This is a genomic window from Massilia sp. LXY-6, assembly GCF_051233485.1.
Lineage (GTDB): Bacteria > Pseudomonadota > Gammaproteobacteria > Burkholderiales > Burkholderiaceae_D > Telluria.
On record NZ_JBKFGF010000026.1, the window covers coordinates 156,198 to 177,147 of the forward strand.

At 65.5% G+C, this 20,950-nt stretch carries 19 protein-coding genes; 11 read left to right on the forward strand and 8 right to left on the reverse strand.

Going from position 1 to position 20,950, the window contains the following annotated elements; genetic code table 11:
* Positions 1–1,899, reverse strand: a complete 1,899-nt coding sequence (feoB, locus tag ACI48D_RS13575; RefSeq protein ID WP_435571754.1) for a ferrous iron transporter B — start codon at positions 1,897–1,899, stop codon at positions 1–3.
* 13 nt (positions 1,900–1,912) lie between these two features.
* Complete coding sequence (locus ACI48D_RS13580) at positions 1,913–2,179, reverse strand: FeoA family protein (RefSeq protein WP_435571755.1); 267 nt, start codon at positions 2,177–2,179, stop codon at positions 1,913–1,915.
* Positions 2,180–2,433: 254 nt separating this feature from the next.
* Between ACI48D_RS13580 and ACI48D_RS13585 the strand changes: the two genes are divergently transcribed.
* The 3 genes from ACI48D_RS13585 to bfr all read left to right on the forward strand — a co-directional run bounded on the left by ACI48D_RS13585 (position 2,434) and on the right by bfr (position 4,072).
* Entirely contained in the window at positions 2,434–2,649 is a 216-nt protein-coding gene (locus ACI48D_RS13585; protein WP_435571756.1) for a (2Fe-2S)-binding protein, read from the forward strand.
* Between the two features lie 211 nt (positions 2,650–2,860).
* Positions 2,861–3,550: a PepSY-associated TM helix domain-containing protein gene (locus tag ACI48D_RS13590; RefSeq protein WP_435571757.1), complete on the forward strand. Its 690-nt coding sequence runs from the start codon at positions 2,861–2,863 to the stop codon at positions 3,548–3,550.
* Positions 3,551–3,589: 39 nt separating this feature from the next.
* Complete coding sequence (bfr, locus tag ACI48D_RS13595; protein ID WP_435571758.1) at positions 3,590–4,072, forward strand: bacterioferritin; 483 nt, start codon at positions 3,590–3,592, stop codon at positions 4,070–4,072.
* On the opposite strand, the gene ACI48D_RS13600 is transcribed toward bfr, so the two are convergent.
* Together ACI48D_RS13600 and ACI48D_RS13605 are read right to left on the reverse strand one after the other, a co-directional pair.
* Entirely contained in the window at positions 4,059–5,033 is a 975-nt protein-coding gene (locus ACI48D_RS13600) for a PfkB family carbohydrate kinase (RefSeq protein WP_435571759.1), read from the reverse strand. The genes bfr and ACI48D_RS13600 overlap by 14 nt on opposite strands.
* 8 nt (positions 5,034–5,041) lie before the next feature.
* Entirely contained in the window at positions 5,042–5,659 is a 618-nt protein-coding gene (locus ACI48D_RS13605; RefSeq protein WP_435571760.1) for a glutathione S-transferase N-terminal domain-containing protein, read from the reverse strand.
* Between the two features lie 162 nt (positions 5,660–5,821).
* On the opposite strand from ACI48D_RS13605, the gene purB reads away from it, so the two are divergent.
* Entirely contained in the window at positions 5,822–7,201 is a 1,380-nt protein-coding gene (gene purB / locus ACI48D_RS13610; protein ID WP_435571761.1) for an adenylosuccinate lyase, read from the forward strand.
* A 59-nt stretch (positions 7,202–7,260) separates the two neighbouring features.
* On the opposite strand, the gene ACI48D_RS13615 is transcribed toward purB, so the two are convergent.
* Positions 7,261–9,231: a TonB-dependent receptor plug domain-containing protein gene (locus tag ACI48D_RS13615; RefSeq protein WP_435571762.1), complete on the reverse strand. Its 1,971-nt coding sequence runs from the start codon at positions 9,229–9,231 to the stop codon at positions 7,261–7,263.
* 258 nt (positions 9,232–9,489) lie between these two features.
* Here ACI48D_RS13615 and ACI48D_RS13620 point away from each other — a divergent pair, with 258 nt between their 5' ends.
* Genes ACI48D_RS13620 through ACI48D_RS13630 form a run of 3 tightly spaced genes read left to right on the forward strand, consistent with a single transcriptional unit; the run spans position 9,490 to position 11,218 of the window.
* Positions 9,490–10,050, forward strand: coding sequence for a cytochrome b (locus tag ACI48D_RS13620; RefSeq protein ID WP_435571763.1), 561 nt, complete (start codon positions 9,490–9,492; stop codon positions 10,048–10,050).
* A gap of 11 nt (positions 10,051–10,061) precedes the next feature.
* A complete protein-coding gene (locus ACI48D_RS13625; RefSeq protein WP_435571764.1) occupies positions 10,062–10,613 on the forward strand; it encodes a YceI family protein in 552 nt (183 codons plus the stop codon).
* A gap of 32 nt (positions 10,614–10,645) precedes the next feature.
* A complete protein-coding gene (locus ACI48D_RS13630) occupies positions 10,646–11,218 on the forward strand; it encodes a YceI family protein (RefSeq protein WP_435571765.1) in 573 nt (190 codons plus the stop codon).
* 130 nt (positions 11,219–11,348) lie between these two features.
* Here ACI48D_RS13630 and ACI48D_RS13635 read toward each other — a convergent pair whose 3' ends face one another.
* Entirely contained in the window at positions 11,349–12,845 is a 1,497-nt protein-coding gene (locus tag ACI48D_RS13635; protein WP_435571766.1) for a hypothetical protein, read from the reverse strand.
* Positions 12,846–13,129: 284 nt separating this feature from the next.
* Between ACI48D_RS13635 and ACI48D_RS13640 the strand changes: the two genes are divergently transcribed.
* The 3 genes from ACI48D_RS13640 (at position 13,130) to ACI48D_RS13650 (ending at position 17,007) form a co-directional block, all read left to right on the forward strand.
* On the forward strand, positions 13,130–13,399 hold the full coding sequence (locus tag ACI48D_RS13640; protein ID WP_435571767.1) for a GlsB/YeaQ/YmgE family stress response membrane protein: 270 nt from the start codon (positions 13,130–13,132) through the stop codon (positions 13,397–13,399).
* Positions 13,400–13,467: 68 nt separating this feature from the next.
* Entirely contained in the window at positions 13,468–14,745 is a 1,278-nt protein-coding gene (locus ACI48D_RS13645; RefSeq protein ID WP_435571768.1) for a phospholipase D-like domain-containing protein, read from the forward strand.
* Between the two features lie 102 nt (positions 14,746–14,847).
* Positions 14,848–17,007, forward strand: a complete 2,160-nt coding sequence (locus tag ACI48D_RS13650; protein ID WP_435571769.1) for a S46 family peptidase — start codon at positions 14,848–14,850, stop codon at positions 17,005–17,007.
* 120 nt (positions 17,008–17,127) lie between these two features.
* On the opposite strand, the gene ACI48D_RS13655 is transcribed toward ACI48D_RS13650, so the two are convergent.
* Positions 17,128–18,009, reverse strand: coding sequence for a LysR family transcriptional regulator (locus ACI48D_RS13655; protein WP_435571770.1), 882 nt, complete (start codon positions 18,007–18,009; stop codon positions 17,128–17,130).
* 131 nt (positions 18,010–18,140) lie between these two features.
* Here ACI48D_RS13655 and ACI48D_RS13660 point away from each other — a divergent pair, with 131 nt between their 5' ends.
* Complete coding sequence (locus ACI48D_RS13660) at positions 18,141–19,241, forward strand: NADH:flavin oxidoreductase/NADH oxidase (RefSeq protein WP_435571771.1); 1,101 nt, start codon at positions 18,141–18,143, stop codon at positions 19,239–19,241.
* Between the two features lie 66 nt (positions 19,242–19,307).
* Here ACI48D_RS13660 and ACI48D_RS13665 read toward each other — a convergent pair whose 3' ends face one another.
* Positions 19,308–20,825, reverse strand: a complete 1,518-nt coding sequence (locus ACI48D_RS13665) for an APC family permease (protein WP_435571772.1) — start codon at positions 20,823–20,825, stop codon at positions 19,308–19,310.
* Positions 20,826–20,950: the final 125 nt, after the last annotated feature.

The window sequence follows — 20,950 nt, forward strand, 5'->3', positions numbered from 1 at the left end:
TCAGCTCCCCAGAAAGTAGCGTGCGACGTGGTAGGTGATGAAGGATGCCGTATAGGCCAGCGCAAACATGTAGCCGGCCATCAGGAAGGCGTAGCGGATGCTGCCGGTTTCGCGGCGTACCACCGACAGGGTCGACAGGCATTGCGGCGCGAACACGTACCAGGCCAGCAGCGACAACGCGGTGGCGAGGCTCCAGGACTGGGCGATGAGCGGCGCCAGCGAGCCGGCCACGTCGTCGCCGGCGCTCGACAGCGCGTACACGGTGCCGAGCGCGCCGACCGCCACTTCGCGCGCGGCCATGCCGGGCACCAGCGCGATGCAGATCTGCCAGCCGAAGCCGATCGGTTCGAACACCACCGCCAGGGCGCGTCCCAGCATGCCGGCCACGCTGTAGTAGATCGGCGGGTGGGTCGCCCCTTCCGGCGCGCCCGGGAAGCTCGACAGGAACCAGACCAGCACCATCAGGGTCAGGATCACGGTGCCGACCCGGGTCAGGAAGATCCTGGCGCGTTCCCACAGGCCCAATGCGAGATTCTGCAGGTGCGGCCAGTGGTAGGCCGGCAGTTCCAGCATCAGCGGGTGCTGGCCCTTGGCGCGCGCGGCGCGCTTGAAGAACCAGGCCACGCCCATCGCGCTGACGATGCCGGCCGCGTACAGCAGGAACAGCACCAGGCCCTGCAGGTTGATGCCGGCGCCCAACTGGCGGTTCGGGATGAAGGCCGCGATCACCAGCGCGTACACCGGCAGGCGCGCCGAACAGGTCATCAGGGGCGCGATCATGATCGTTACCAGGCGGTCGCGCGGGTTCTGGATCGTGCGCGCCGCCATCACGCCGGGGATCGCGCAGGCGAACGACGACAGTAATGGGATGAAGGCGCGCCCCGACAGGCCGACGCCGCCCATCAGGCGGTCGAGCAGGAAGGCGGCGCGCGGCAGGTAGCCGCAATCCTCGAGGACCAGGATGAAGAAGAACAGGATCAGGATCTGCGGCAGGAACACCAGCACGCTGCCGACACCGCCGAAGATGCCTTCGACGATCAGGCTGCGCAGCGGGCCCTCGGCCATGCTCGACCCGACCCAGGCGCCGAGCCCTTCGACGCCGCCCTTGATCAGGTCCATCGGCACCGCCGCCCAGCTGAACACGGCCTGGAACACCAGGAACATCAGCGCCGCCAGGATCACGGGACCGAGCACCGGATGCAGCACGACCTGGTCGATCTGCTCGCTCAGGTTGCCGGTGTCCTTGTCGAAGCTGACGCAGGCGTCGATGATGCGGCGCACTTCGCGCTGGGTCTCTTCGACCGGCACGGCGTCGATCGCGCTCAAGGCGCGCGGCTTGACGGGAGTGTCGAAGGATAAATCGCCGAGCAGGGCCAGCAAGGCCTTCTCGCCGCCGGACTGCACGGCGACGGTCTCGACCACCGGCATGCCCAGCTCCTGCGACAGTTTTCTGGTATCGATCTCGATGCCGCGCTTGTTGGCGACGTCGACCATGTTCAGGGCCAGCACCATCGGCAGGCCCAGGCGCTGGATCTCGAGCACCAGGCGCAGGTTCAGGCGCAGGTTGGTGGCGTTGACGACGCAGACCACGGCGTCCGGCGCCTGTTCGCCCGCACGCAGACCGGCCACCACATCGCGCGTGATGGCTTCGTCGGGGGTATGGGCCGACAGGCTGTAGGCGCCCGGCAGGTCGAGCACGCGCATGGCGCGGCCGCCCGGCAGCGTGAAGCTGCCTTCCTTGCGTTCGATGGTGACGCCAGCGTAGTTCGCGACCTTCTGGCGCGCGCCGGTGAGGCGGTTGAACAGTGCGGTCTTGCCGCAGTTCGGATTGCCCAGCAGGGCGATCAGCGGCGCTTTATTGGCCGCGGCCGCCTGGACCTGCTGTTCTACTGCTCCCATGTCGTGTGTTGCCTTATTCCGGCTGAATCGAGATCAGCGCCGCTTCGAAACGGCGCAGGGCGAAGGTGGACTGGCCGACCTTGACCGCGACCGGACCGCCCGGCAGGCCGCGCTTGAGCATGCGGATGCGTTCGCCGGGGACGAAGCCGAGCTCCATCAGGCGGCGCGACACGTCGGCGCCATCGTCGCCATGGCCATGGCTGGGCGCAAGGTGGATCACGGTGGCGCTCTGGCCGGCCTTCAGGGATTCGAGCGTGGTCAGGGTAGGTGCAAGAGTCATGATGTCGCTTCCAATCGAGTTCGGATGCAGCGCTGATGAGACATGTGAGCATCATAAACCTAAATGCGAATTATTTCTATTTGCGCTTTGTCTACTTTGGCTCAGATAGCTTAAATCACGCAACAAAAACACTTGCATTCGGCTGCCGACTTCAGGAGAATACAAACCTGAATGAGAATGATTCGCATTATATACCAGACAATATCGCCTGGCGCGCATCCTTCGCACTAAATACCACGTACTGGAAACCGACCATGATCGTCTGCGTTTGCAACAACATCTCCGACCGTGAAATCCGCCAGGCCGTCGACCTCGGCCTGACTTCGATGTCCGACCTGTACAAGGAACTCGGCGTCGGCACCTGCTGCGGCAAGTGCGTCAGCTATGCCCGCCAGGTGATGAACGAGCATCTGGAGTCGACCACCACGGTGACCGAGCTGCGCCGCACTCCACACAGCCTGAGCACCTGAGCCTGGCCGCCTGAGCTTCGTCCCGAATCGTCCCGGCCGTCGCCGCGCCTGCGGTGCCGGCGACGCCGGTCCAGTTTTCCCGCACAAATAGCCTTGCGCAAACCTCGATGTTTCTGCGCACATTGCTGCGCACATATCGATGCATGATGCGGCCGATCGGCGGCAGGTCCTGATAACATGGTGCTTCCGAAGCAGCCATCCCGTCCGTCTTATGCCCGTCATCCCGTTCCGCTCTCCGAGGACGCCGCAGCATCCCTTCACGGTCCAGCCACCGCCCGCCCCTTCCCGCCGCGCCGTCGCCGTCAAGTGGCTGCGCAAGATGCATGGCTGGATCGGCCTGTGGGGCGCCGTGCTCGGCCTCCTGTTCGGCAGCACCGGCATCCTGCTGAACCACCGCGCCATCCTCAAGATTCCCGCCGTACAGGCCCGGGAAAGCACGGTCCAGGTCCCCCTGCCCGATCCGGCCCCGGCCGATCCGCAGGCGCTTGCCGCCTGGCTGAAAAGTTCGCTGAAGCTCGAGCCCGATCCCACGCGGGTGAAGCTCGAGCCCGCCCGCCCCGTGGCCTGGGGCGACCGTGACCTGGTCCAGCCGGCACGCTGGACCGCCAGCTTCACCTCGCCCAGCGGCGGCGTAGTGGCCGAGTACTGGGTCGGCAACAGCTATGTGACCCTCAAGCGCAACGAGAACAATGTCTTCGCCACACTGACCAACCTGCACAAGGGCGTGGGCATGAGCGTGGGCTGGATCCTGCTGGTGGATACGCTGGCCGGCTCGATCATCCTGTTGTCGCTGTCCGGGGTCGTGCTGTGGACGCTGACCAACCGCAGGCGCACGGTGGGCATCGCGATCGCCGCGGTCTCGCTGCTGCTGGCCGGGGGCGTCGCGCTCGCCTCGATATGAGCTATGATGCCGTCAAGTTAATATAAACAAGGGCACTCCATGAAGGGCGATCCGAACATCATCCGCGCGCTCAACGCGCAGCTGACCAACGAGCTCACCGCGGTCAACCAGTACTTCCTGCATGCGCGCATGTACAGGCACTGGGGCTTTACCCGCCTCGGCAAGAAGGAGTACGACGAGTCGATCGGCGAGATGAAGCATGCAGACCGGCTGATCGACCGCATCCTGATGCTGGACGGCCTGCCCAACCTGCAAGCCCTGCACAAGTTGCTGATCGGCGAGTCGGTGCAGGAAATGCTGGAATGCGACCTCAAGCTGGAGCGCGGCGCCCAGCAGTGCGTCAAGGATGGCATCGCCGCCTGCGAGACGACGCGCGATTACGTGTCGCGCGACCTGCTGCTGGAGATTCTCGAAGACACCGAGGAGCACATCGAGTGGCTGGAGACCCAGCTCGACCTGATCGTCAAGGTGGGCATCCAGAATTATCTACAGAGTCAAATGGGCGACGTCAGCGAGATGTAAACGCTGACGGGATCGCGGGCGCGCCTTCGCGCCAGCGCGCGACCCACTTGTCGTAGAAGTTCAGGTCGCGCGGCACCGCGCCGGCGACCGCGCAGACCGCGCCGGCGAATTCGTTGGCGCGCGCCAGGGTCAGCGCGAGCGGCCAGCCGCGCGCGCGTCCCAGCAAAAAGATCGCCGAGAAGGCGTCGCCCGCCCCCACCGTGTCGATCACGAAGGGCGGTGCCGGATTGTCGCGGTGCGCGACCAGGCTGCCATCGGGCAGGAACACCACCGAGCCGCGGTGGCCCAGGGTCACGATCAGCGTTTCCAGCGCAAAGCGGTCCATCAGCGCGCGGCAGGCCGCGTGCACTTGCTCGGTGGACAGCGGCGCATCATTCGGACCGACCTGGAAATACCACTGGAACAGCGCCTGCAATTCCTCTTCGTTGACCTTGACGATGTCGGCCGCCGTCAGCGAGCGCGTCACCGTGGCCTCGGTGTACTGGCCGGGACGCAGGTTGAGGTCGAGGTAGCGCTTGGCGTTCGGCAAGGCATCGAGCACGGCGCCCAGCGCCTGACTCGAGCCTTGCTCCCTCTGGGCCAGGGTGCCGAAGTAGACCAGGCCGGCGTCGACATTCGCCAGGCCGGCGGTGGCGGCGCCGGCATTGATGAAGTCGTAGGCCTGGCGCGGCAGGATCTGGAAGCGGTGGCCCTGGCCACTGCGCTCGACCACCACGCGGCCCGTCTCTTCCATCGGATCGAGCTGCAGGCCGGCGTCGCTCATCGCGAAACGCTCGAACTCGCCGCGCACGGCCTGGCCGTTGCGGTCCTTGCCGACGCGGGTGATCATCAGGGCCGGCGCCATGAAGGCGGCCAGGTGGCGCGCGACGTTGAAGGGCGCGCCGCCGACCACCTGCTCGGTCGGGAATTCGTCGACCAGGGCTTCCCCGAACACGACCGTGGTCGAGGCGGGTACGCTCACTGTTGCGCTCACGAAGCGATGACCGGCACGGTATCCTTGAACGAGGGGCGCTCGGACAGCTTGTCGAACAGGCGCGCCAGGTTCGGGTGCTCGCCGCGCCAGTCGATGGTGGGGAAGCGCAGCAGCAGCCAGCCCAGCACGCAGCCGACCGCGACGTCGGCCAGGGTGTAGTGGATCCCCATGCAGAACGGCTGCTCGCCGAGGTTGTCGGACATGACCTGCAGGCCGTTGCGCACCTTGCCCAGCTGGCGTTCGATCCATGCCTGGCTCTGCAGCTCGGCGGGACGCTGGGTGCGCTCCAGGTAGGCCAGCACGGCGGCATCGCCGACGCCATCGGCCAACGCCTCCCAGACCTTAACGTTGGCGCGGTCGCGGCTGTTCGCCGGGAGCAGCTTGCAGACCGGCGTCAGCGTGTCGATGTATTCGGCAATCACGCGCGAATCGTACATCGCGCTGCCGTCCTCCATGATCAGGCAGGGCACCTTGCCGAGCGGGTTCGAGGCCGAAATTCTGGTGTCCGGCGACCAGACGTTTTCCAGCTCGAACACATAGTCGAGCTTCTTCTCTGCCAACACGACGCGCACCTTGCGCACATAGGGACTGGTGACAGAACCGATGAGTTTCATAAATGCTCAGATTAGGGGAGTGGCTGACAGTATAGCATCGGGCCATGGCCGGACAGCGCCTGGGAGAGCCGTGCAACGCCCGCTGACGCTCGGCTTGACAAACCAGCTTGGCGCAGGCTCCAGGTGATAAAATCGCGCTTTTGCACCCTTCATCCCTCTGCCATGACCTCTACCGCCTCCTCCTCGACCCTGTCGGCCCTTTCCCCGCTGGATGGCCGCTACGCCGCCAAGACCGACAAGCTGCGCCCGATCCTGTCGGAAGCCGGTTTCATGCACCACCGCGTGAAGGTGGAGATCGCCTGGCTGCAAGCCCTGTCGCAGGCGGGCTTTGCCGAACTCAAGCCCTTCTCCGCCGGCGCCAGCGCCCTGCTCGACAAGCTGGCCGCCGACTTCTCCGATGCCGATGCTGCCCGCATCAAGGAGATCGAGGCCGTCACCAACCACGACGTCAAGGCCGTCGAATACTGGCTCAAGGAGAAGGTCAAGGACGTGCCGGAACTGGTCGCGGCCAGCGAGTTCATCCACTTCGCCTGCACCTCGGAAGACATCAACAACACCTCGCACGGCATGATGCTGAAAGCCGCGCGCGACCGCGTGATGCTGCCCGCCCTCCAGGCCATCATTGCCCGGCTGACCGAGATCGCGCACGTCAACGCCGAGCTGCCGATGCTGTCGCGCACCCACGGCCAGACCGCCAGCCCGACCACCCTGGGCAAGGAATTCGCCAACGTGGTCGCGCGCCTGCAGCGCGCCGTCAAGCGCATCGAAGGCGTGGAGATCCTCGGCAAGATGAACGGCGCGGTCGGCAACTACAACGCCCACCTGTCGGCGTATCCGGGCTTCGACTGGCCGGCGTTCTCGAAGAACGTGATCGAGGAGCGTCTCGGCCTGGTCTTCAATCCGTACACCATCCAGATCGAGCCGCACGATTACATGGCCGAACTGTTCGATGCCATTTCGCGCACCAATACCATCCTGCTCGACCTGAACCGCGACATCTGGACCTATGTCTCGCTCGGCTACTTCAAGCAGAAGCTGAAGGCCGGCGAGATCGGTTCGTCGACCATGCCGCACAAGGTCAACCCGATCGACTTCGAGAACTCGGAAGGCAACCTGGGCCTGGCCAATGCGATGCTGCGCCACATGGCCGACAAGCTGCCGGTCTCGCGCATGCAGCGCGACCTGACCGACTCCACGGTCCTGCGCAACATCGGCGTCGGCTTCGGCTATGCCCTGCTGGCCTACGACAGCTGCCTGCGCGGCCTGAACAAGCTGGAAGTGAACCCGCAGCGCCTGGAGCAGGACCTGGACGCCAACTGGGAAGTGCTGGCCGAGCCGGTGCAGACCGTGATGCGCCGCTACGGCATCGAGAACCCGTACGAGCAGCTGAAGGAACTCACGCGCGGCAAGGGCATCACCCGCGACGCGCTGCGGGAATTCATCGGCAAACTGGCGATGCCGCAGGAAGCGAAAGACCTGCTGCTGGCGATGACGCCGGCGAACTACACCGGCCTGGCGGCCCAGCTGGCAAAGGCGATCTGAACCTTCAAGCGATGAAAAAAAGAACCGGGGCGCGCCCCGGTTTTTTCATGCGCAGCGCTTTACCGCTGCCACACCAGCTTCACACCGACACTCCTCCCTACCTCGCTGCTGAACTGCGGCACGCCATACTCCCGGTGGCTGCCGTTCAGGTTGGCGCCGATCACCGACAACTCCATGCCCGGCGCAAAGCGCCAGCCGAAGCGCAGGTCGAGCGCCGTGTAGGCCGGTACCGCCGGGCGTCCGGTGGCACCGACGCGGCGCACCGCCAGTTCCAGTTCGCGCGCACTGTCGAAGGCATAGCTGGAGCGCAGCTGGGCCGTGTAGGCCGGATCGGCGCCGGTGGTCGCCACGCTGCCGACGTCGCGGCTGCCCGGCTTCAGTGCGAAGCGTTCGCGCAGCGCCGTCACGCCGGCGCTCAGGCGCCAGGCGTCGCTCATCTGGTAGCTGCCCCAGGCTTCGATGCCCCTGGCCTGCCCTTCCATCAGGTTGCCGAAGGTGATGCTGCGGCCGTCGCTGCTGACGTCCTGGGTGCGCAGGTGGTCGTACAGGTTGCGGAAGGCCGTGACCGAATACGACAGGCCCGAACCGACCTGGCCGCGGTAGCCCAGCTCGAGCACGCGCGCCACTTCGGAGCGCACACGCGGGCCGCCGGCCAGCAGGTAGGGCGGCGCGCCGGGGATGAAGGCGTCGACGTCGAGGCGCGACGGCGCCCGCACGGTGCGCGAGAGGCCGGCCCACAGCGAGTGCGACGGCGTGGCGCGCCAGGACAGGCGCAGGGTCGGCAGGAACTCGGCGCCGGTATAGGGATTGCGCTCGTAGCGCGCGCCCGCGGTCAGGCGCAGGTCGTCGCGCAGCGTGACTTCGTCCTGGGCGAACAGGCTGGCCCAGGCCTGGCGGTCGCTGGCCGGCAGGAAGGCCACGAAAGGACTGTTGGTGACGCGGTCCCAGTTGGTGCGGTACTCGCCGCCCCACACGATGCTGTGCGCACCGAGGCTTGGGAGCGAGTGCTGGAGCTGGATGTCGATGGTATCGACCGCATCCGTGAAGGTCGGCGGCACCTGGCGGTAGCGGTAGTCGTAATAGGCCTGGGCGCTGACGCTGCCGCCGCCGGCCAAAGCATGCTCCCAACGCCCGGTCAGGTTGACACCGCGCGTGTCGATGTCGTCGATGCCGGTGCTGGCACCGGGCGCGGAGATGAGTCCCGGCGACGGCTGGCCCTGCTTGCCGCGCCAGGCATTGCCGTTGACGCTGAAGCGGTCGCCATCGCGCTCCCAGTCGGAGCGGAAGCCGATCTGGCCCTGGTCCCAGGCATCGTCGATGCGCGCACCCGTGACCAGCTTGCTGCGGCCGAGGCCGAAGACCTTGCCGTAGACGCGCCAGCTGTGGTCCGGGTCGCCCGCGCCATGGCGGAAGGCGGCCTGGGCACCGTCGCTGTCGCCGCGCAGCACCAGCAGGTCGCCGCGGGTGTCGGCGCTATGCCGGGTGATGATGTTGATGACGCCGTTGACCGCGTTCACGCCCCACAGCGTGCCACCGGGGCCGCTGATCACCTCGATGCGTTCGACGTCTTCCAGCATCACGTCGGGTTCGTCCCAGAACACGCCCGAGAACAGCGGTGAATACACGGAGCGGCCGTCGATCATCACCAGCAGCTTGTTGGCGGGGCTGTTGCTGGTGCCGTTCATGCCGCGCGCGGAGATGTAGTAACCGGTATTGCTGGCGCGCGCCACGTCCAGGTTGGGCGCCAGGCGCAGCGCTTCCGGCAGGCTGCGGCTGCCGGAACGGCGGATGTCGTCGCCCGTGATCACGAACACCGAGGCCGGCGCGTCCTGCAGGCGCTCGGGCCGCTTGGACACCGACGTGACTTCGATGTTCGCCAGTTCTTCGATCGACAGGTCGGCGAAATCAGCCTGGCGTTCGGCGCCCGTGCGCTGCTCGTCCGCGCGCGCGCAGGTGGCCAAGGCCATGCCCAGCAAAAGAAGGGGCAGGCGGGGCGCCAACGGGGCGCGTCGGGGGACAAGCAACCTCATGTATTTTTCACGGAAATATTAATATCCGCCCATTATCATTTATAAATCGAGCTCGTCAACATTTTACCTTCGACCGGGTCTTGCGGGTTGCCGAAGTGAGACTTCGCAGCGCACGCCACAGGGATTGTCCCGCCAGCTGAACAATGTTATCCGTTTACCCGTCTTCCTCCCGCAGAGTGGAACCGTTAAAGTATGGGAATCAATACACCAGCTTTTTGTTAAGATCTCGTTCTGACAAGAATGCATCCCGGAGAGAGCATGCGCGACCAGCATTTACAGGAGCAGGAACGCTATACCACGACCGCGATCGTGCTTCATTGGCTGATCGCCCTGCTGATCGTGGGCACGTTCACGCTCGGCCTGGTCATGACGGACATCCCGGGCTTTTCGCCGGCCAAGCTGCGCTACTTTTCCTGGCACAAGTGGGCCGGCGTGACGGTCCTGTTGCTGGCGGCCCTGCGCCTGCTGTGGCGCCTGAAGCAGCGCCCGCCGGCGCTGCCTGCATCGATGCCGGCCTGGCAGCGCCGCGCCGCGCACGGCCTGCACCACCTGCTGTACCTGCTGATCTTCGCGGTGCCGCTGTCGGGCTATTTCTACACGCTGGCGACGGGCTTCCCGGTGGTGTACTTCGGCCTGTTCCAGCTGCCGGTGCTGATCGCCAAGAATCCGGCGCTGGCCGAGACCCTGAAGGGCGTGCACTACTGGCTGAACATGCTGCTCGCCGCGCTGGTGGCCCTGCACGTGCTGGCCGCCCTCAAGCACCAGCTCATCGACCGCGACGGCACCATGCGCCGCATGCTGCCCGGACGCTCCCACTGAAGGAAAACATCATGAAACTATCCCGCTCCCTGCTTGGCGCCCTGCTCGGTGTCGCCCTGATCGCGAACGCCGCACCGCTCAAGACCGACGTCGCCCACAGCAGCGTCTCGGCCGTGTTCAAGCAGATGAACGTGCCGGTCGAATCGAACTTCAAGCGCTTCAGCGCGCAGATCGACTACGACGCCGCGCACCCCGAAAAAGCGAGCGCGCGCGTGGACATCGACACCGCCAGCTTCGACATGGGCCAGGCCGACTACAACAAGGAAATCGCGAAGAAGGAGTGGTTCAACTCGGCCCAGTTCCCGAAGGCGAGTTTCGTCTCGTCGTCGATCAAGCCGGCAGGCGCGGGCAAGCTGAACGTCACCGGCAAGCTGACCATCAAGGGCAAGACCGCCGACGTCAGCTTCCCGCTCAGCGTCAAGCCCGAAGGTGGCAAGCAAGTGTTCGAAGGTCAGCTGCCGATCAAGCGCCTGGCCTTCAATGTCGGCGAAGGCGAGTGGCAGGACACCAGCATGGTCGCCGACGAAGTCGTCATCAAATTCCGCGTCGCCGCGGGGCAGTAAGCAACATCATCTCAACCAAGGAAACCCGTCTAATGAAACTGAAGAACCTGAGTATCGCCCTGATCGCCGCAGTGTGCGCAAGCGGCGCCTTCGCCGCCGACACCTACACGATCGATCCGTCGCACACCTACCCGAGCTTCGAGGCCGACCACTTCGGCGGCCTGTCGGTCTGGCGCGGCAAGTTCAACAAGACCGAGGGCAGCATCGTGGTGGACCGCGCGGCCAAGACCGGCAACGTCGACATCGCCATCGACGCCACCACCATCGACTTCGGCAACGACAAGCTGAACGCGCATGCCAAGTCGGCAGAACTGTTCGACACCGCCAAGTTCCCGACCGCGACCTACAAGGGCAAGCTGGTGTTCAAGGGTGACGTCCCGGCCAGCGTCGACGGCCAGCTGACCCTGCACGGCGTGACCAAGCCGGTCACCCTCGTCATCGACAAGTTCAAGTGCATCCAGCACCCGATGCTCAAGCGCGAAGTGTGCGGCGCCGACGCCATCGCCACCTTCAACCGCAGCGACTTCGGCGTCAGCTACGGCACCCAGATGGGCTTCAATCCGGAAGTCAAGCTGGCGATCCAGGTCGAAGCCGTCAAGCAGTAAGTAAGCGCTTTACCGAATGGAAAAGCCCCGGCGCCAGCAATGGCCCGGGGCTTTTTCGTAGGGTGGGCGGCCTCCGCCCACGCGTGGGCACGGTGTGCCTACGCCGGCCGCGCCCACCCTACTTACTTGATTAACGGCCGTCGCGGTCGAAATCACCCGGCATCGTGCGCTCGACCTTGTCCCAGGCCGCGCGGCTAGCCGACTTGGCCTGCTCCCACGACAGGCGCGAATGGCCCTTCACGCGATCCCATTCGTCGGCCATGTGCGGCTCGGCCAGGTCGTAGCTCGGGTAGCGGCGGGCATTGTTGTAGCCCAGCGCATAGGCCGGCGAGTAGTCGTCGTAGGTGTAGCCCGGCGAGTAGTACGGCTGGGTCTGGTAGTTGGTGCGCCAGTAGTTGTCTTCCTCGGTCGGGTTGACCAGATGACCGGCACCCTTGCCGACCGCGCCGCCAGCCAGGCCGCCGATCGCCGCGCCGGCCGCCATGCCGACCGGACCGCCGACCGAGCCCAGCGCCGCACCGGCTACCGCGCCGCCGCCCGCGCCGACACCGCCGGCCAGGTGATGCTCGTGCAGTTCGTCGCCCGGTTTCGGGTTCACGACTTCGCCCGCGCCCTTGCCGGCCATGCTGCCGGCAACGCCGCCGATCGCAGCGCCAGCCACCGCGCCGATCGGGCCGCCCACGGAGCCGACCGCCGCGCCGGTCAGCGCGCCGCCGGCAGCGCCGGTGCCCTGGGCCAGGTTGTGCTCATGCAGGCGGTCGTCCGAGTGCGGATTCACGACTTCGCCCGCGCCGCGGCCGGCTGCGCCGCCGGCCAGGCCGCCGATCGCGGCACCGGCAGCCATGCCGATCGGACCGGCCACGGCACCGGCTGCGGCACCCATCGCGGCGCCGGTGCCGGCGCCCACGCCCTTGGCCATGTAGTGTTCGCCCAGGTCGTCGCCGGCCTTCGGGTTGACGACTTCGCCGGCGCCCTTGCCGGCCATGCCGCCGGCGATGCCGCCGATCGCGGCGCCCGCCAGGGTGCCGATCGGACCTGCTGCCGAGCCAATCGCGGCGCCGGTGGCCGCGCCTGCTGCGGCGCCGATGCCGGTGCCGATCACGTGCGAGCCGCCGTTGTCGGTGAACGAGTGCTGGATGTACTCGACGTCTTCATCGGAACGCGGGTTCACACCCATCACGATACCGCCCTGGTTGATGCCTTCTTCGTAGTGCTTGACGCGCTCTTCCGGAATGCCGGCGCCGATCAGTGCGCCGATCAGGCCGCCGGTGATGCCGCCCGCGCCGGCGCCGGCCAGGGCCGCTGCCAGCGGACCGGCCACCACCAGGCCTGCGCCCGGGATCACCAGGCTGGTGCCCAGCGCTGCCACGCCGGCCAGCACGGCGCCGATGGTACCGCCGATGCCGGCGCCGACGCCGGCGCCTTCGGCCGCTTTGCTGCCCAGCTCGGTTTCAGTGTCGTTGAAATGGGTTTTACGGGTCGAGTCCGACATCATCAGGTTGACGTCGTCCTTGGTGTAGCCGCGCGTCGAGATGGCGTTGTAGGCGCGTTCGGCGCTGGCGCGGTCCGGGAACAGGCCGGTAACCATGCGGTTCTGATTGGTCTTCGTGGTGTCGTAGCTGCTCATAGTGTGTCCTCTCAAGGTCGATGTGCCAAGCACGCGGTGCGTTTGTAATGATGCGATCGGTTACTGCGTGTGAAGACCACGATAGTCCTGCCCATCAGTATGCTTCTGTTCGCTGACGCACCCTAGCCAAGACATTCCAATTATCAAGAGAACACTGCAGGACTTTGCGCGTCTAACGTTCGTTGCCGCACCGACCCGGGTACGTACGCATCACTAGACTTTGCCCATGGCCTCGGCAATCAATTGGCCTGGAGTATGTTTTTCCAACTTGAGGAGGAATCAACATGTTATTCATTATCTGGATCGTCGTCGGTGGTATTCTCGGCTGGCTCGCCAGCATGGTCATGAAAACGGACGCTGAACAAGGCATGATTCTCAATGTCGTGGTCGGTATCGTTGGCGCCTTCCTGGGTGGTTGGCTGCTGTCGCCGCTGTTCGGCTCCGGCACCATCAACTCGAATGACTTCAGTGTTTCGTCGCTGCTGGTGTCCTTCCTGGGCGCCGTTATCCTGCTGGCCATCGTGAACCTGCTGCGTCGCGGCCGTACCCGTTAAGCGGTGCGGTACGTTTATTAAAGCCAACGCTTTCCGGCGTTGGTTTTTTTTATGCCTGAAATCTGCCCATGCGTATAAAACGTTCTCTCGTTGCATTGATCACCTGCATCTCGACCTTGGTGGCCGGCTTGCTGGCGCTGAACTTCATGCCGAACGAGAAACAGATCGACACCCAGCTCACACGCCAGTACGACACCAACGATCCGCAATTCCGCCGCTCCCTCGGTGTGCTGCTCGGCCCGCCGCTGGTCGAAGGCAACAAGGTCGAGGCCCTGATCAACGGCGACCAGATCTTCCCCGCCATGCTGAAGGCGATCCGCGAGGCGGAAAAAACCATTACCTTCGAAACCTATATCTACTGGTCCGGTTCGATCGGCCGCGAGTTCACCGAGGCGCTCGCCGAACGCGCGCGCGCCGGGGTCAAGGTGCATGTCCTGCTCGACTGGATCGGCAGCATGAAGATCGACGATGCCTCGATGGACCAGATGCGCCGCGCCGGCGTGCAGCTGCACCGCTACCACAAGCCGGTGTGGTGGAAGCTGGCCCGGCTGAACAACCGCACCCACCGCAAGCTGCTGGTCGTCGACGGCCGCATCGGCTTCACGGGCGGGGTCGGCATCGCCGACAAATGGCGCGGCAACGCCCAGGACGCGGAGCACTGGCGCGACACCCATTTCCGCGTCGAGGGCCCGGTGGTCGGGCAGATGCAAGCCGTGTTCAACGACAACTGGACCAAGGCCACCGGCACCGTACTGGATGGCGAAGCGTATTTCCCGGCCCTGAAGCATGAGGGCGATTCGCCGGCCCAGATGTTCTCCAGCTCGATCACCGGCGGCAGCGAGAGCATGCACCTGATGTACCTGCTGGCGATCACCGCCGCGCGCCACACTATCCACCTGTCGAACGCGTATTTCGTGCCGGACGAACTGGCGGTGAAGGCCCTGGTGGCGGCGGCCAAGCGCGGGGTCGACGTGCGCATCATCACACCCGGCAAGATCATCGATTCGGACGTCGTGCGCGCCGCCTCGCGCGACCAGTGGGGCACGCTGCTCGCGGCCGGCGTCAAGATGGCCGAATTCCAGCCGACCATGTACCACGTGAAGTCGCTGGTGGTCGATTCGCTGCTGGTATCGGTGGGCTCCACCAACTTCGACAACCGCTCGTTCGGCCTGAACGACGAAGCCAACCTGAACGTCCTCGATGCCGACTTCGCGAAGCAGCAGGAAGCGATTTTCGAAGACGACTGGCGCCATGCGCGCCCGGTCAGCCTGCAGCAGTGGCAGCACCGCCCCTGGCACGACAAGGCGGCGGGCAAGATGGCCGACCTCATCGGCGCCCAGCTGTAATTACAGGGTGGCAAATATCGGTTGACGGTGGTTTTTCGCGTACGCATACTGTTGCGAGCTCTGCGGCGCCCGTGGAGAACAACCGACAACCGATAGACGCGAATGAAAAAGACTCTTCTCTCGCTCGCCATCCTCGCCAGCTTCGCCGCACACGCGGATGAAGGCATGTGGATGCCGCAGCAGCTGCCACAAGTAGCCAAGCAACTGAAAGCCGCCGGCCTCAAGCTCGACCCGGCGACCCTGACCAAACTGACCGAGTTCCCGATGGGCGCGATCGTGAGCCTGGGCGGCTGCTCGGCCTCCTTCGTCTCGCCGCAGGGCCTGGTGATCACCAACCACCACTGCGTCTACAACAGCGTGGCGATCAACTCGACCCCGCAGCGCGACCTGCTGGCCGACGGCTTCCTGGCCAAGACCATGGACGAGGAACTGCCGGCCGCGCCGGGCAGCCGCGTGTTCGTGACCGAGGAAGTGGCCAACGTCAGCCAGCGCGTGATCACCCCGGAAGTCGCCAAGCTGACCGGCAAGGCGCGCGTCGACGCGATCGAGAAGAACCAGAAGGCGCTGGTTGCCGAGTGCGAGAAGGATGCCGGCTACCGCTGCACGGTGCCGAGCTTCTACGGCGGCCTCGAGTTCTACCGCATCAAGCAGCTGGAAATCCGCGACGTGCGCCTGGTGCACGCACCGGCCTCGGGCGTGGGTAAATTCGGCGGCGACACCGACAACTGGATGTGGCCGCGCCACACCGGCGACTACGGCTTCTACCGCGCCTACGTGAGCCGCGACGGCAAGGCCGCCGAGTTCTCGAAGGACAACGTGCCGTACCAGCCGAAGCACTTCCTCAAGATCGCCAAGGAAGGCGTGAAGGAAGGCGACTTCATCATGGCGCTGGGCTATCCGGGCCGCACCAACCGTCACCGCCTGCCGTCGGAAGTGGCGTTCACCTTCGACTGGAACTACCCGGCCTTCGTGAAGGCGTCGGGCGAGACCCTGGCGATCATCGAACGCGAGACCAAGAACGATCCGGCCGCCAAGCTGAAGTACGCCGGCCAGGTCGCGGGCGTCAACAACTACTACAAGAACCGCAAGGGCATGATCGCCAGCTACGAAGGCAGCGACATCCTGGCGCGCAAGACCGCCGAGCACAATGCGCTGAAAGCCTGGGTCAACGCCAATCCGGCCCGCAAGGCCGAATTCGGCGCCGACATCGAGGCCGTCGAGAAGCTGATCGCCGAGCGCGACGCCAAGGTCAAGCGCGAATTCTTCCTGAGCTACTCGACCCCGCGCTTCCTGAACTCGGCGCGCACCTTGTACCGCCTGGCCAACGAGCGCACCAAGCCGAACGCCGATCGCAAGTCGGGCTACCAGGAACGCGACCTGCCGCGCCTGACCGCGGGCATCACCGGCCAGGACCGCACCTATGACGAGAAGGTCGACAAGGCGCTGGTGCTGAACTTCCTGAAACAGTACAACGCCCAGCCGGCCAACGAGCACAACCTGGCCTTCGACAACGGCCTCGGTATCAAGCCGGGCATGGGCGACGCCGAGCTGAAGGCCGCGCTGGACAAGCTGTACGCTGGTTCGCAGCTGCAGAACAAGGACTTCCGCACCGCGTGGCTGGACAAGTCGCCGGCCGAGTTCCAAGCCAGCAACGACGCCTTCATCAAGGCCGCGGTCGCCCTGTACGATGCCGACCGCAAGGAAGAAGCCGAGGAAGAAGAACTGGGTGGCAATATCCAGAAAACCTACGCCAGCTACATGAAGGCCAAGATCGCCTACATGAACAGCAAGGGGCAAGCCGTCTACCCGGACGCCAACTCGACCCTGCGCGTCACCTTCGGCAACGTCAAGGGCCGTGGCTACGGGGCCGACGGCACCGGTTCCTGGACCGCCTTCACCACCGTGAAGGGCGTGCTTGCCAAGCACACCGGCGAAGGCGAGTTCAACGCGCCGGAACGCCAGCTGGCCGCGATCCGCGCCAAGGACTTCGGCAAGTATGCCGATCCGAAGCTGAAGACCGTGCCGGTCGACTACCTGGCGACGCTGGACATCACCGGCGGCAATTCGGGTTCGGCCGCGCTGAACGCGAAGGCCGAACTGATCGGCCTGGCCTTCGACGGCACCCTGGATTCGATCATCTCGGACTGGGACTTCAACAAGGAAGCCACGCGCGACATCCAGGTCGACATCCGCTACATCCTGTGGAACATGGACAAGGTCGACCACGCGGATAACCTGCTGAAGGAAATGCGCGTGAAGTGATCGCCCGGGCGGGCGTCAGCGGCGCCCGTCGAAGAAAAAGCCACGCTGCCGCAAGGCGCGTGGCTTTTTTCATGGCGCAGCGCCAACCCGAGCAAGGCGCCGGTAGCGGCGGCCAGTCGACTACGCGCCCCCTTGCAGGCAGGCTCGCCGCATGTGCTCGACCAGCCGCAGTGCCCGCGCCGGCAGCGGCCATTCCGCACGGTAGATCAGCCACAGCTGGTCCACGACAGGCGCGCAGCCCTCGATCACCCGGATCGCATCCGGGCGCGCAAACGCCAGGCGCGCGTGGCGCGGCAGCACGGTGAAGCCGAAGCCCCGCGCCACCGGTTCCAGGATCAAGCCGATCTGATTGACGAAGCCGTGCCTGGGGAGCGTGCGCACGCCCGGGTTGGCGGGAAACTGGCGGCTGAGCAGGCGCGTGGCCATCGCCTGGCCGTCCGGGTGGTCGATGAAGCCCAATGCCGCCAGGTCGTCCCAGCTGTCCGCCTTGGCAGCCGCCGGCACCAGCAGTTCCAGCGGTTCTTCGATGAAGGCTTCGGAGGCCAGGCGCGGATCGTCCGGCCTGAGCGTGACCAGGCCCAGCTCGTAGGTATTGTTCAGTACGGCATCGCGCGCTTCCGGGTCGGGCGCGAAGCGGTGGCGAATCACCAGGCCGCGGTGTGCCTGCTGCAAGTCGAGCAGCACCGGATACAGCGCCAGCCCGATGCTGCCGGGGGTGACCAGGCTGACTTCGCCGCAGTCGGCCTGGGCATCGGTGAGGCGGGATTGCAGGCGCTTGTCGGCCTGCTCGAGCTCCGCGCAATAGTCGAGCAGCGCCCGGCCCGCCGGCGTCAGTTCGATCTGGCGCGGGCGGCGCACCAGGAGCGGCCCGAGCGCATCCTCGAGGTGGCTGACGTGCTGGCTGACCGCCGCCTGCGTCAAGCCGAGGCGTGCGGCCGTGCGCGTAAAGCTGCCGGTCTCGGCCAGGGTAGCGAAGCTGCGCAGCCATTGCGGGTTTAACATAAGCAATTTTTATGGATAGTATAAGTTCGCATTAGTTTACATTATGAGCGCCAAGGCTTAGGCTCTTGTGAGGGATATCCTTGTCCCCCGCCACGGCATGGATCGTGGCCAGACCATCAATCACGGAACACATGTCAGCCTTATTTACTCCCTTTACCCTCAAAGATCTCACCCTGCGCAACCGCATCGCGGTGCCGCCGATGTGCCAGTACAGCGCCGTCGACGGTGTCACCAATGACTGGCACCTGAGCCACTATGCGAGCATCGCGCGCGGCGGCGCCGGCCTGGTGATCGTCGAGGCGACCGCGGTGTCGCCGGAAGGCCGCATCACGCCGGGCTGCACCGGCCTGTGGAACGACGCCCAGATGGAAGGCATGGCTCGCATTGCGGCCAGCATCAAGTCCGCCGGCGCCGTCGCCGGCATCCAGATCGGCCACGCCGGCCGCAAGGCCAGCGCCAACCGCCCATGGGAAGGCGACGATCACATTCCCTCGGATGCCCCTGGCGGCTGGGACACCATCGCGCCGTCGGCGATCGCGTTCGGCGGTGGCCTGCCGAAGGTGCCGAAGGAAATGACGCTTTCCGACATCGCCCGCGTCAAGGCCGATTTCGTGGCCGCGGCCAAGCGCGCGCGCGACGCCGGCTTCGAGTGGCTGGAACTGCACTTCGCCCACGGCTACCTCGGCCAGAGCTTCTTCTCTGCGCATTCCAACAAGCGTAGCGACCAGTACGGCGGCGATTTCGCCGGCCGCAGCCGCTTCCTGCTGGAGACCCTGGAGGCGGTGCGCGAAGTCTGGCCGCAAAACCTGCCGCTGACCGCGCGCTTCGGCGTCATCGAGTACGACGGCAAGGACGAGCAGACCCTGGATGAGTCGATCGAACTCGCGCGCATGATGCGCGCGCGCGGCCTGGACATGCTGAGCGTGAGCGTCGGCTTCACCATCGCCGACGTCAACATCCCCTGGGGTCCGGCCTTCCTCGGACCGGTGGCCGAACGCGTGCGCCGCGAAGCCGGCCTGCCGGTCGCTTCGGCCTGGGGCTTCGACGGCCCGCAGCTGGCCGAACGCGCGGTGGCGGACGGCCAGCTCGACCTGGTGATGGTCGGCCGCGCCCACCTGGCCGATCCGCACTACCCGCTGCAGGCCGCGCAGGAACTCGGCGTCGAGCGCCCGACCTGGGTGCTGCCGGCGCCGTATGCGCACTGGCTGGAGCGTTACCGGATGCAGAAGTGATGCCGTGGCGGTGACGTAAAAAAAGGGCCGGTGCGAACCGGCCCTTCGTTCATCTGGCGCTGCGCCTCAGTGCGTCAGCTCCGTCTGCTGCGTCCCCGCCTTGTTCAAACGGCTGTTGCGAATGCCATACACGAAATAGGTCAGGATCGCCACCGTCATCCATACCGTGAACACGGTGTAAGTGACCGGCGACAGGCCGAACACCAGGTAGAGGCAGGCCAGGATCGACAGGCCCGGCACCAGGTAGGGGCCGAACGGCACGCGGAAACCCCGCCTGGTTTCCCCTTTGCGGCCGCTGCTGTCAGCTTTTCCGTCCTGCTTGCGGCGGATCACCGGCACCGCAACCGAGACCACGATGAAGGCGACCAGGGTGCCCATGCTCACCATGTCCCACAGGAAGGTGGCGTCGACCAGGCCGGCCACCATGCCCACCACGACCGACACGATCACGGTATTCGCCACCGGCGACTGGGTGCGCGGGTTCACGTGCTGGAAGGTCTTCGGGATCAGGCCGTCGCGCGAGATCGCGTACAGGATGCGGGTCTGGCCGTAGATCGTTACCAGGGTCACCGAGAACACGGAAATGACGGCGCCGGCCGACAGCACCAGCGCCGGCCAGGCCTTGCCGGTGACGTTCTGCAGGATCACGGCGAGGCCTGCCTCCTGGCCCTCGAACAGGTGGGCCGGCTGGGCGCCCATCGCGGCGATCGCCACCAGCATGTAGAACACGGTCACGATGACCAGGGCCGCCAGGATCCCGAGCGGCACGTCGCGGGTCGGGTTGCGGGTTTCCTCGCCGGCGGTGGCGATGGTGTCGATGCCGATGAAGGAGAAGAACACGGTGCCGGCGGCCGCCGTCACGCCGGCCATGCCGCCCGCGCTGTGGCTGTTCGCGCTGGAGAAGAAGGGGTGGAAATTGTTGATGTCGAAACCGGTCAGGGCGATCGCCGCGAAGAACACCAGGATCGCCAGCTTGATGCAGACCATGATGGCGTTGGTGGTCGCCGACTCTTTGGTACCGCGGATCAGGAGGAGGCAGCACAGCACCACCAGCAGGATCGGCGGCAGGTTCATGTGCCCGGCGTGGAATTCGATGCCGTTCTTGCCCGAGACGATCATCGGCGAGCGCAGCGCATCCGGAATCTGCCAGCCGATCGCGTTCTGCAGGAAGTTGTTCAGGTAGTCGGACCAGCCGATCGCGGTGGCGCTGGCGGCCAGGCCGTATTCCAGCAGCAGGCAGGCGGCGACGATGAAGGCCCCGAACTCGCCCACGGTGGCGTAGGCGAAGGAATACGACGAGCCGGAAGCCGGCACGCGGTCGGCCAGTTCGGCATAGCACAGCGCAGTCAGGCCGGCAGTAATTGCGGCTAACAGGAACGACAGCACGACCGCCGGGCCGGCCTTCGGCACCGCTTCGACCATCGTGAAGAAGATGCCGGTGCCGATCGTGGCGCCGACGCCGATCATGGTCAAGGGGAACAGGCCGAGGGTGCGGCCGAGGCCTCCGCCGTGGGCGGAGCCATCGTCGAGCTTGCGCTCGGACGTCTTGGTTCTAAAGAGCTTTTGGCCCAATGTCTGGTTCACAGCGTGTCCTCTGGTCGCACTTCCAAAGTTTGCGATTATAGGGCCAGTTGCGGGCCGCTTATAGATAACAATTTTCAATGCCCGGAAAAAATAATTTCTTTAAACCTGCATTTTCAATGCAGGTT

What these genes read in the sequence shown, in the direction of transcription:
- feoB (WP_435571754.1), bottom strand. Translation starts at nt 1,899, where the DNA reads ATGGGAGCAGTAGAACAGCAGGTCCAGGCGGCCGCGGCCAATAAAGCG.
- ACI48D_RS13580 (WP_435571755.1), bottom strand. Translation starts at nt 2,179, where the DNA reads ATGACTCTTGCACCTACCCTGACCACGCTCGAATCCCTGAAGGCCGGC.
- ACI48D_RS13585 (WP_435571756.1), top strand. Translation starts at nt 2,434, where the DNA reads ATGATCGTCTGCGTTTGCAACAACATCTCCGACCGTGAAATCCGCCAG.
- ACI48D_RS13590 (WP_435571757.1), top strand. Translation starts at nt 2,861, where the DNA reads ATGCCCGTCATCCCGTTCCGCTCTCCGAGGACGCCGCAGCATCCCTTC.
- bfr (WP_435571758.1), top strand. Translation starts at nt 3,590, where the DNA reads ATGAAGGGCGATCCGAACATCATCCGCGCGCTCAACGCGCAGCTGACC.
- ACI48D_RS13605 (WP_435571760.1), bottom strand. Translation starts at nt 5,659, where the DNA reads ATGAAACTCATCGGTTCTGTCACCAGTCCCTATGTGCGCAAGGTGCGC.
- purB (WP_435571761.1), top strand. Translation starts at nt 5,822, where the DNA reads ATGACCTCTACCGCCTCCTCCTCGACCCTGTCGGCCCTTTCCCCGCTG.
- ACI48D_RS13615 (WP_435571762.1), bottom strand. Translation starts at nt 9,231, where the DNA reads ATGAGGTTGCTTGTCCCCCGACGCGCCCCGTTGGCGCCCCGCCTGCCC.
- ACI48D_RS13620 (WP_435571763.1), top strand. Translation starts at nt 9,490, where the DNA reads ATGCGCGACCAGCATTTACAGGAGCAGGAACGCTATACCACGACCGCG.
- ACI48D_RS13625 (WP_435571764.1), top strand. Translation starts at nt 10,062, where the DNA reads ATGAAACTATCCCGCTCCCTGCTTGGCGCCCTGCTCGGTGTCGCCCTG.
- ACI48D_RS13630 (WP_435571765.1), top strand. Translation starts at nt 10,646, where the DNA reads ATGAAACTGAAGAACCTGAGTATCGCCCTGATCGCCGCAGTGTGCGCA.
- ACI48D_RS13635 (WP_435571766.1), bottom strand. Translation starts at nt 12,845, where the DNA reads ATGAGCAGCTACGACACCACGAAGACCAATCAGAACCGCATGGTTACC.
- ACI48D_RS13640 (WP_435571767.1), top strand. Translation starts at nt 13,130, where the DNA reads ATGTTATTCATTATCTGGATCGTCGTCGGTGGTATTCTCGGCTGGCTC.
- ACI48D_RS13645 (WP_435571768.1), top strand. Translation starts at nt 13,468, where the DNA reads ATGCGTATAAAACGTTCTCTCGTTGCATTGATCACCTGCATCTCGACC.
- ACI48D_RS13650 (WP_435571769.1), top strand. Translation starts at nt 14,848, where the DNA reads ATGAAAAAGACTCTTCTCTCGCTCGCCATCCTCGCCAGCTTCGCCGCA.
- ACI48D_RS13655 (WP_435571770.1), bottom strand. Translation starts at nt 18,009, where the DNA reads ATGTTAAACCCGCAATGGCTGCGCAGCTTCGCTACCCTGGCCGAGACC.
- ACI48D_RS13660 (WP_435571771.1), top strand. Translation starts at nt 18,141, where the DNA reads ATGTCAGCCTTATTTACTCCCTTTACCCTCAAAGATCTCACCCTGCGC.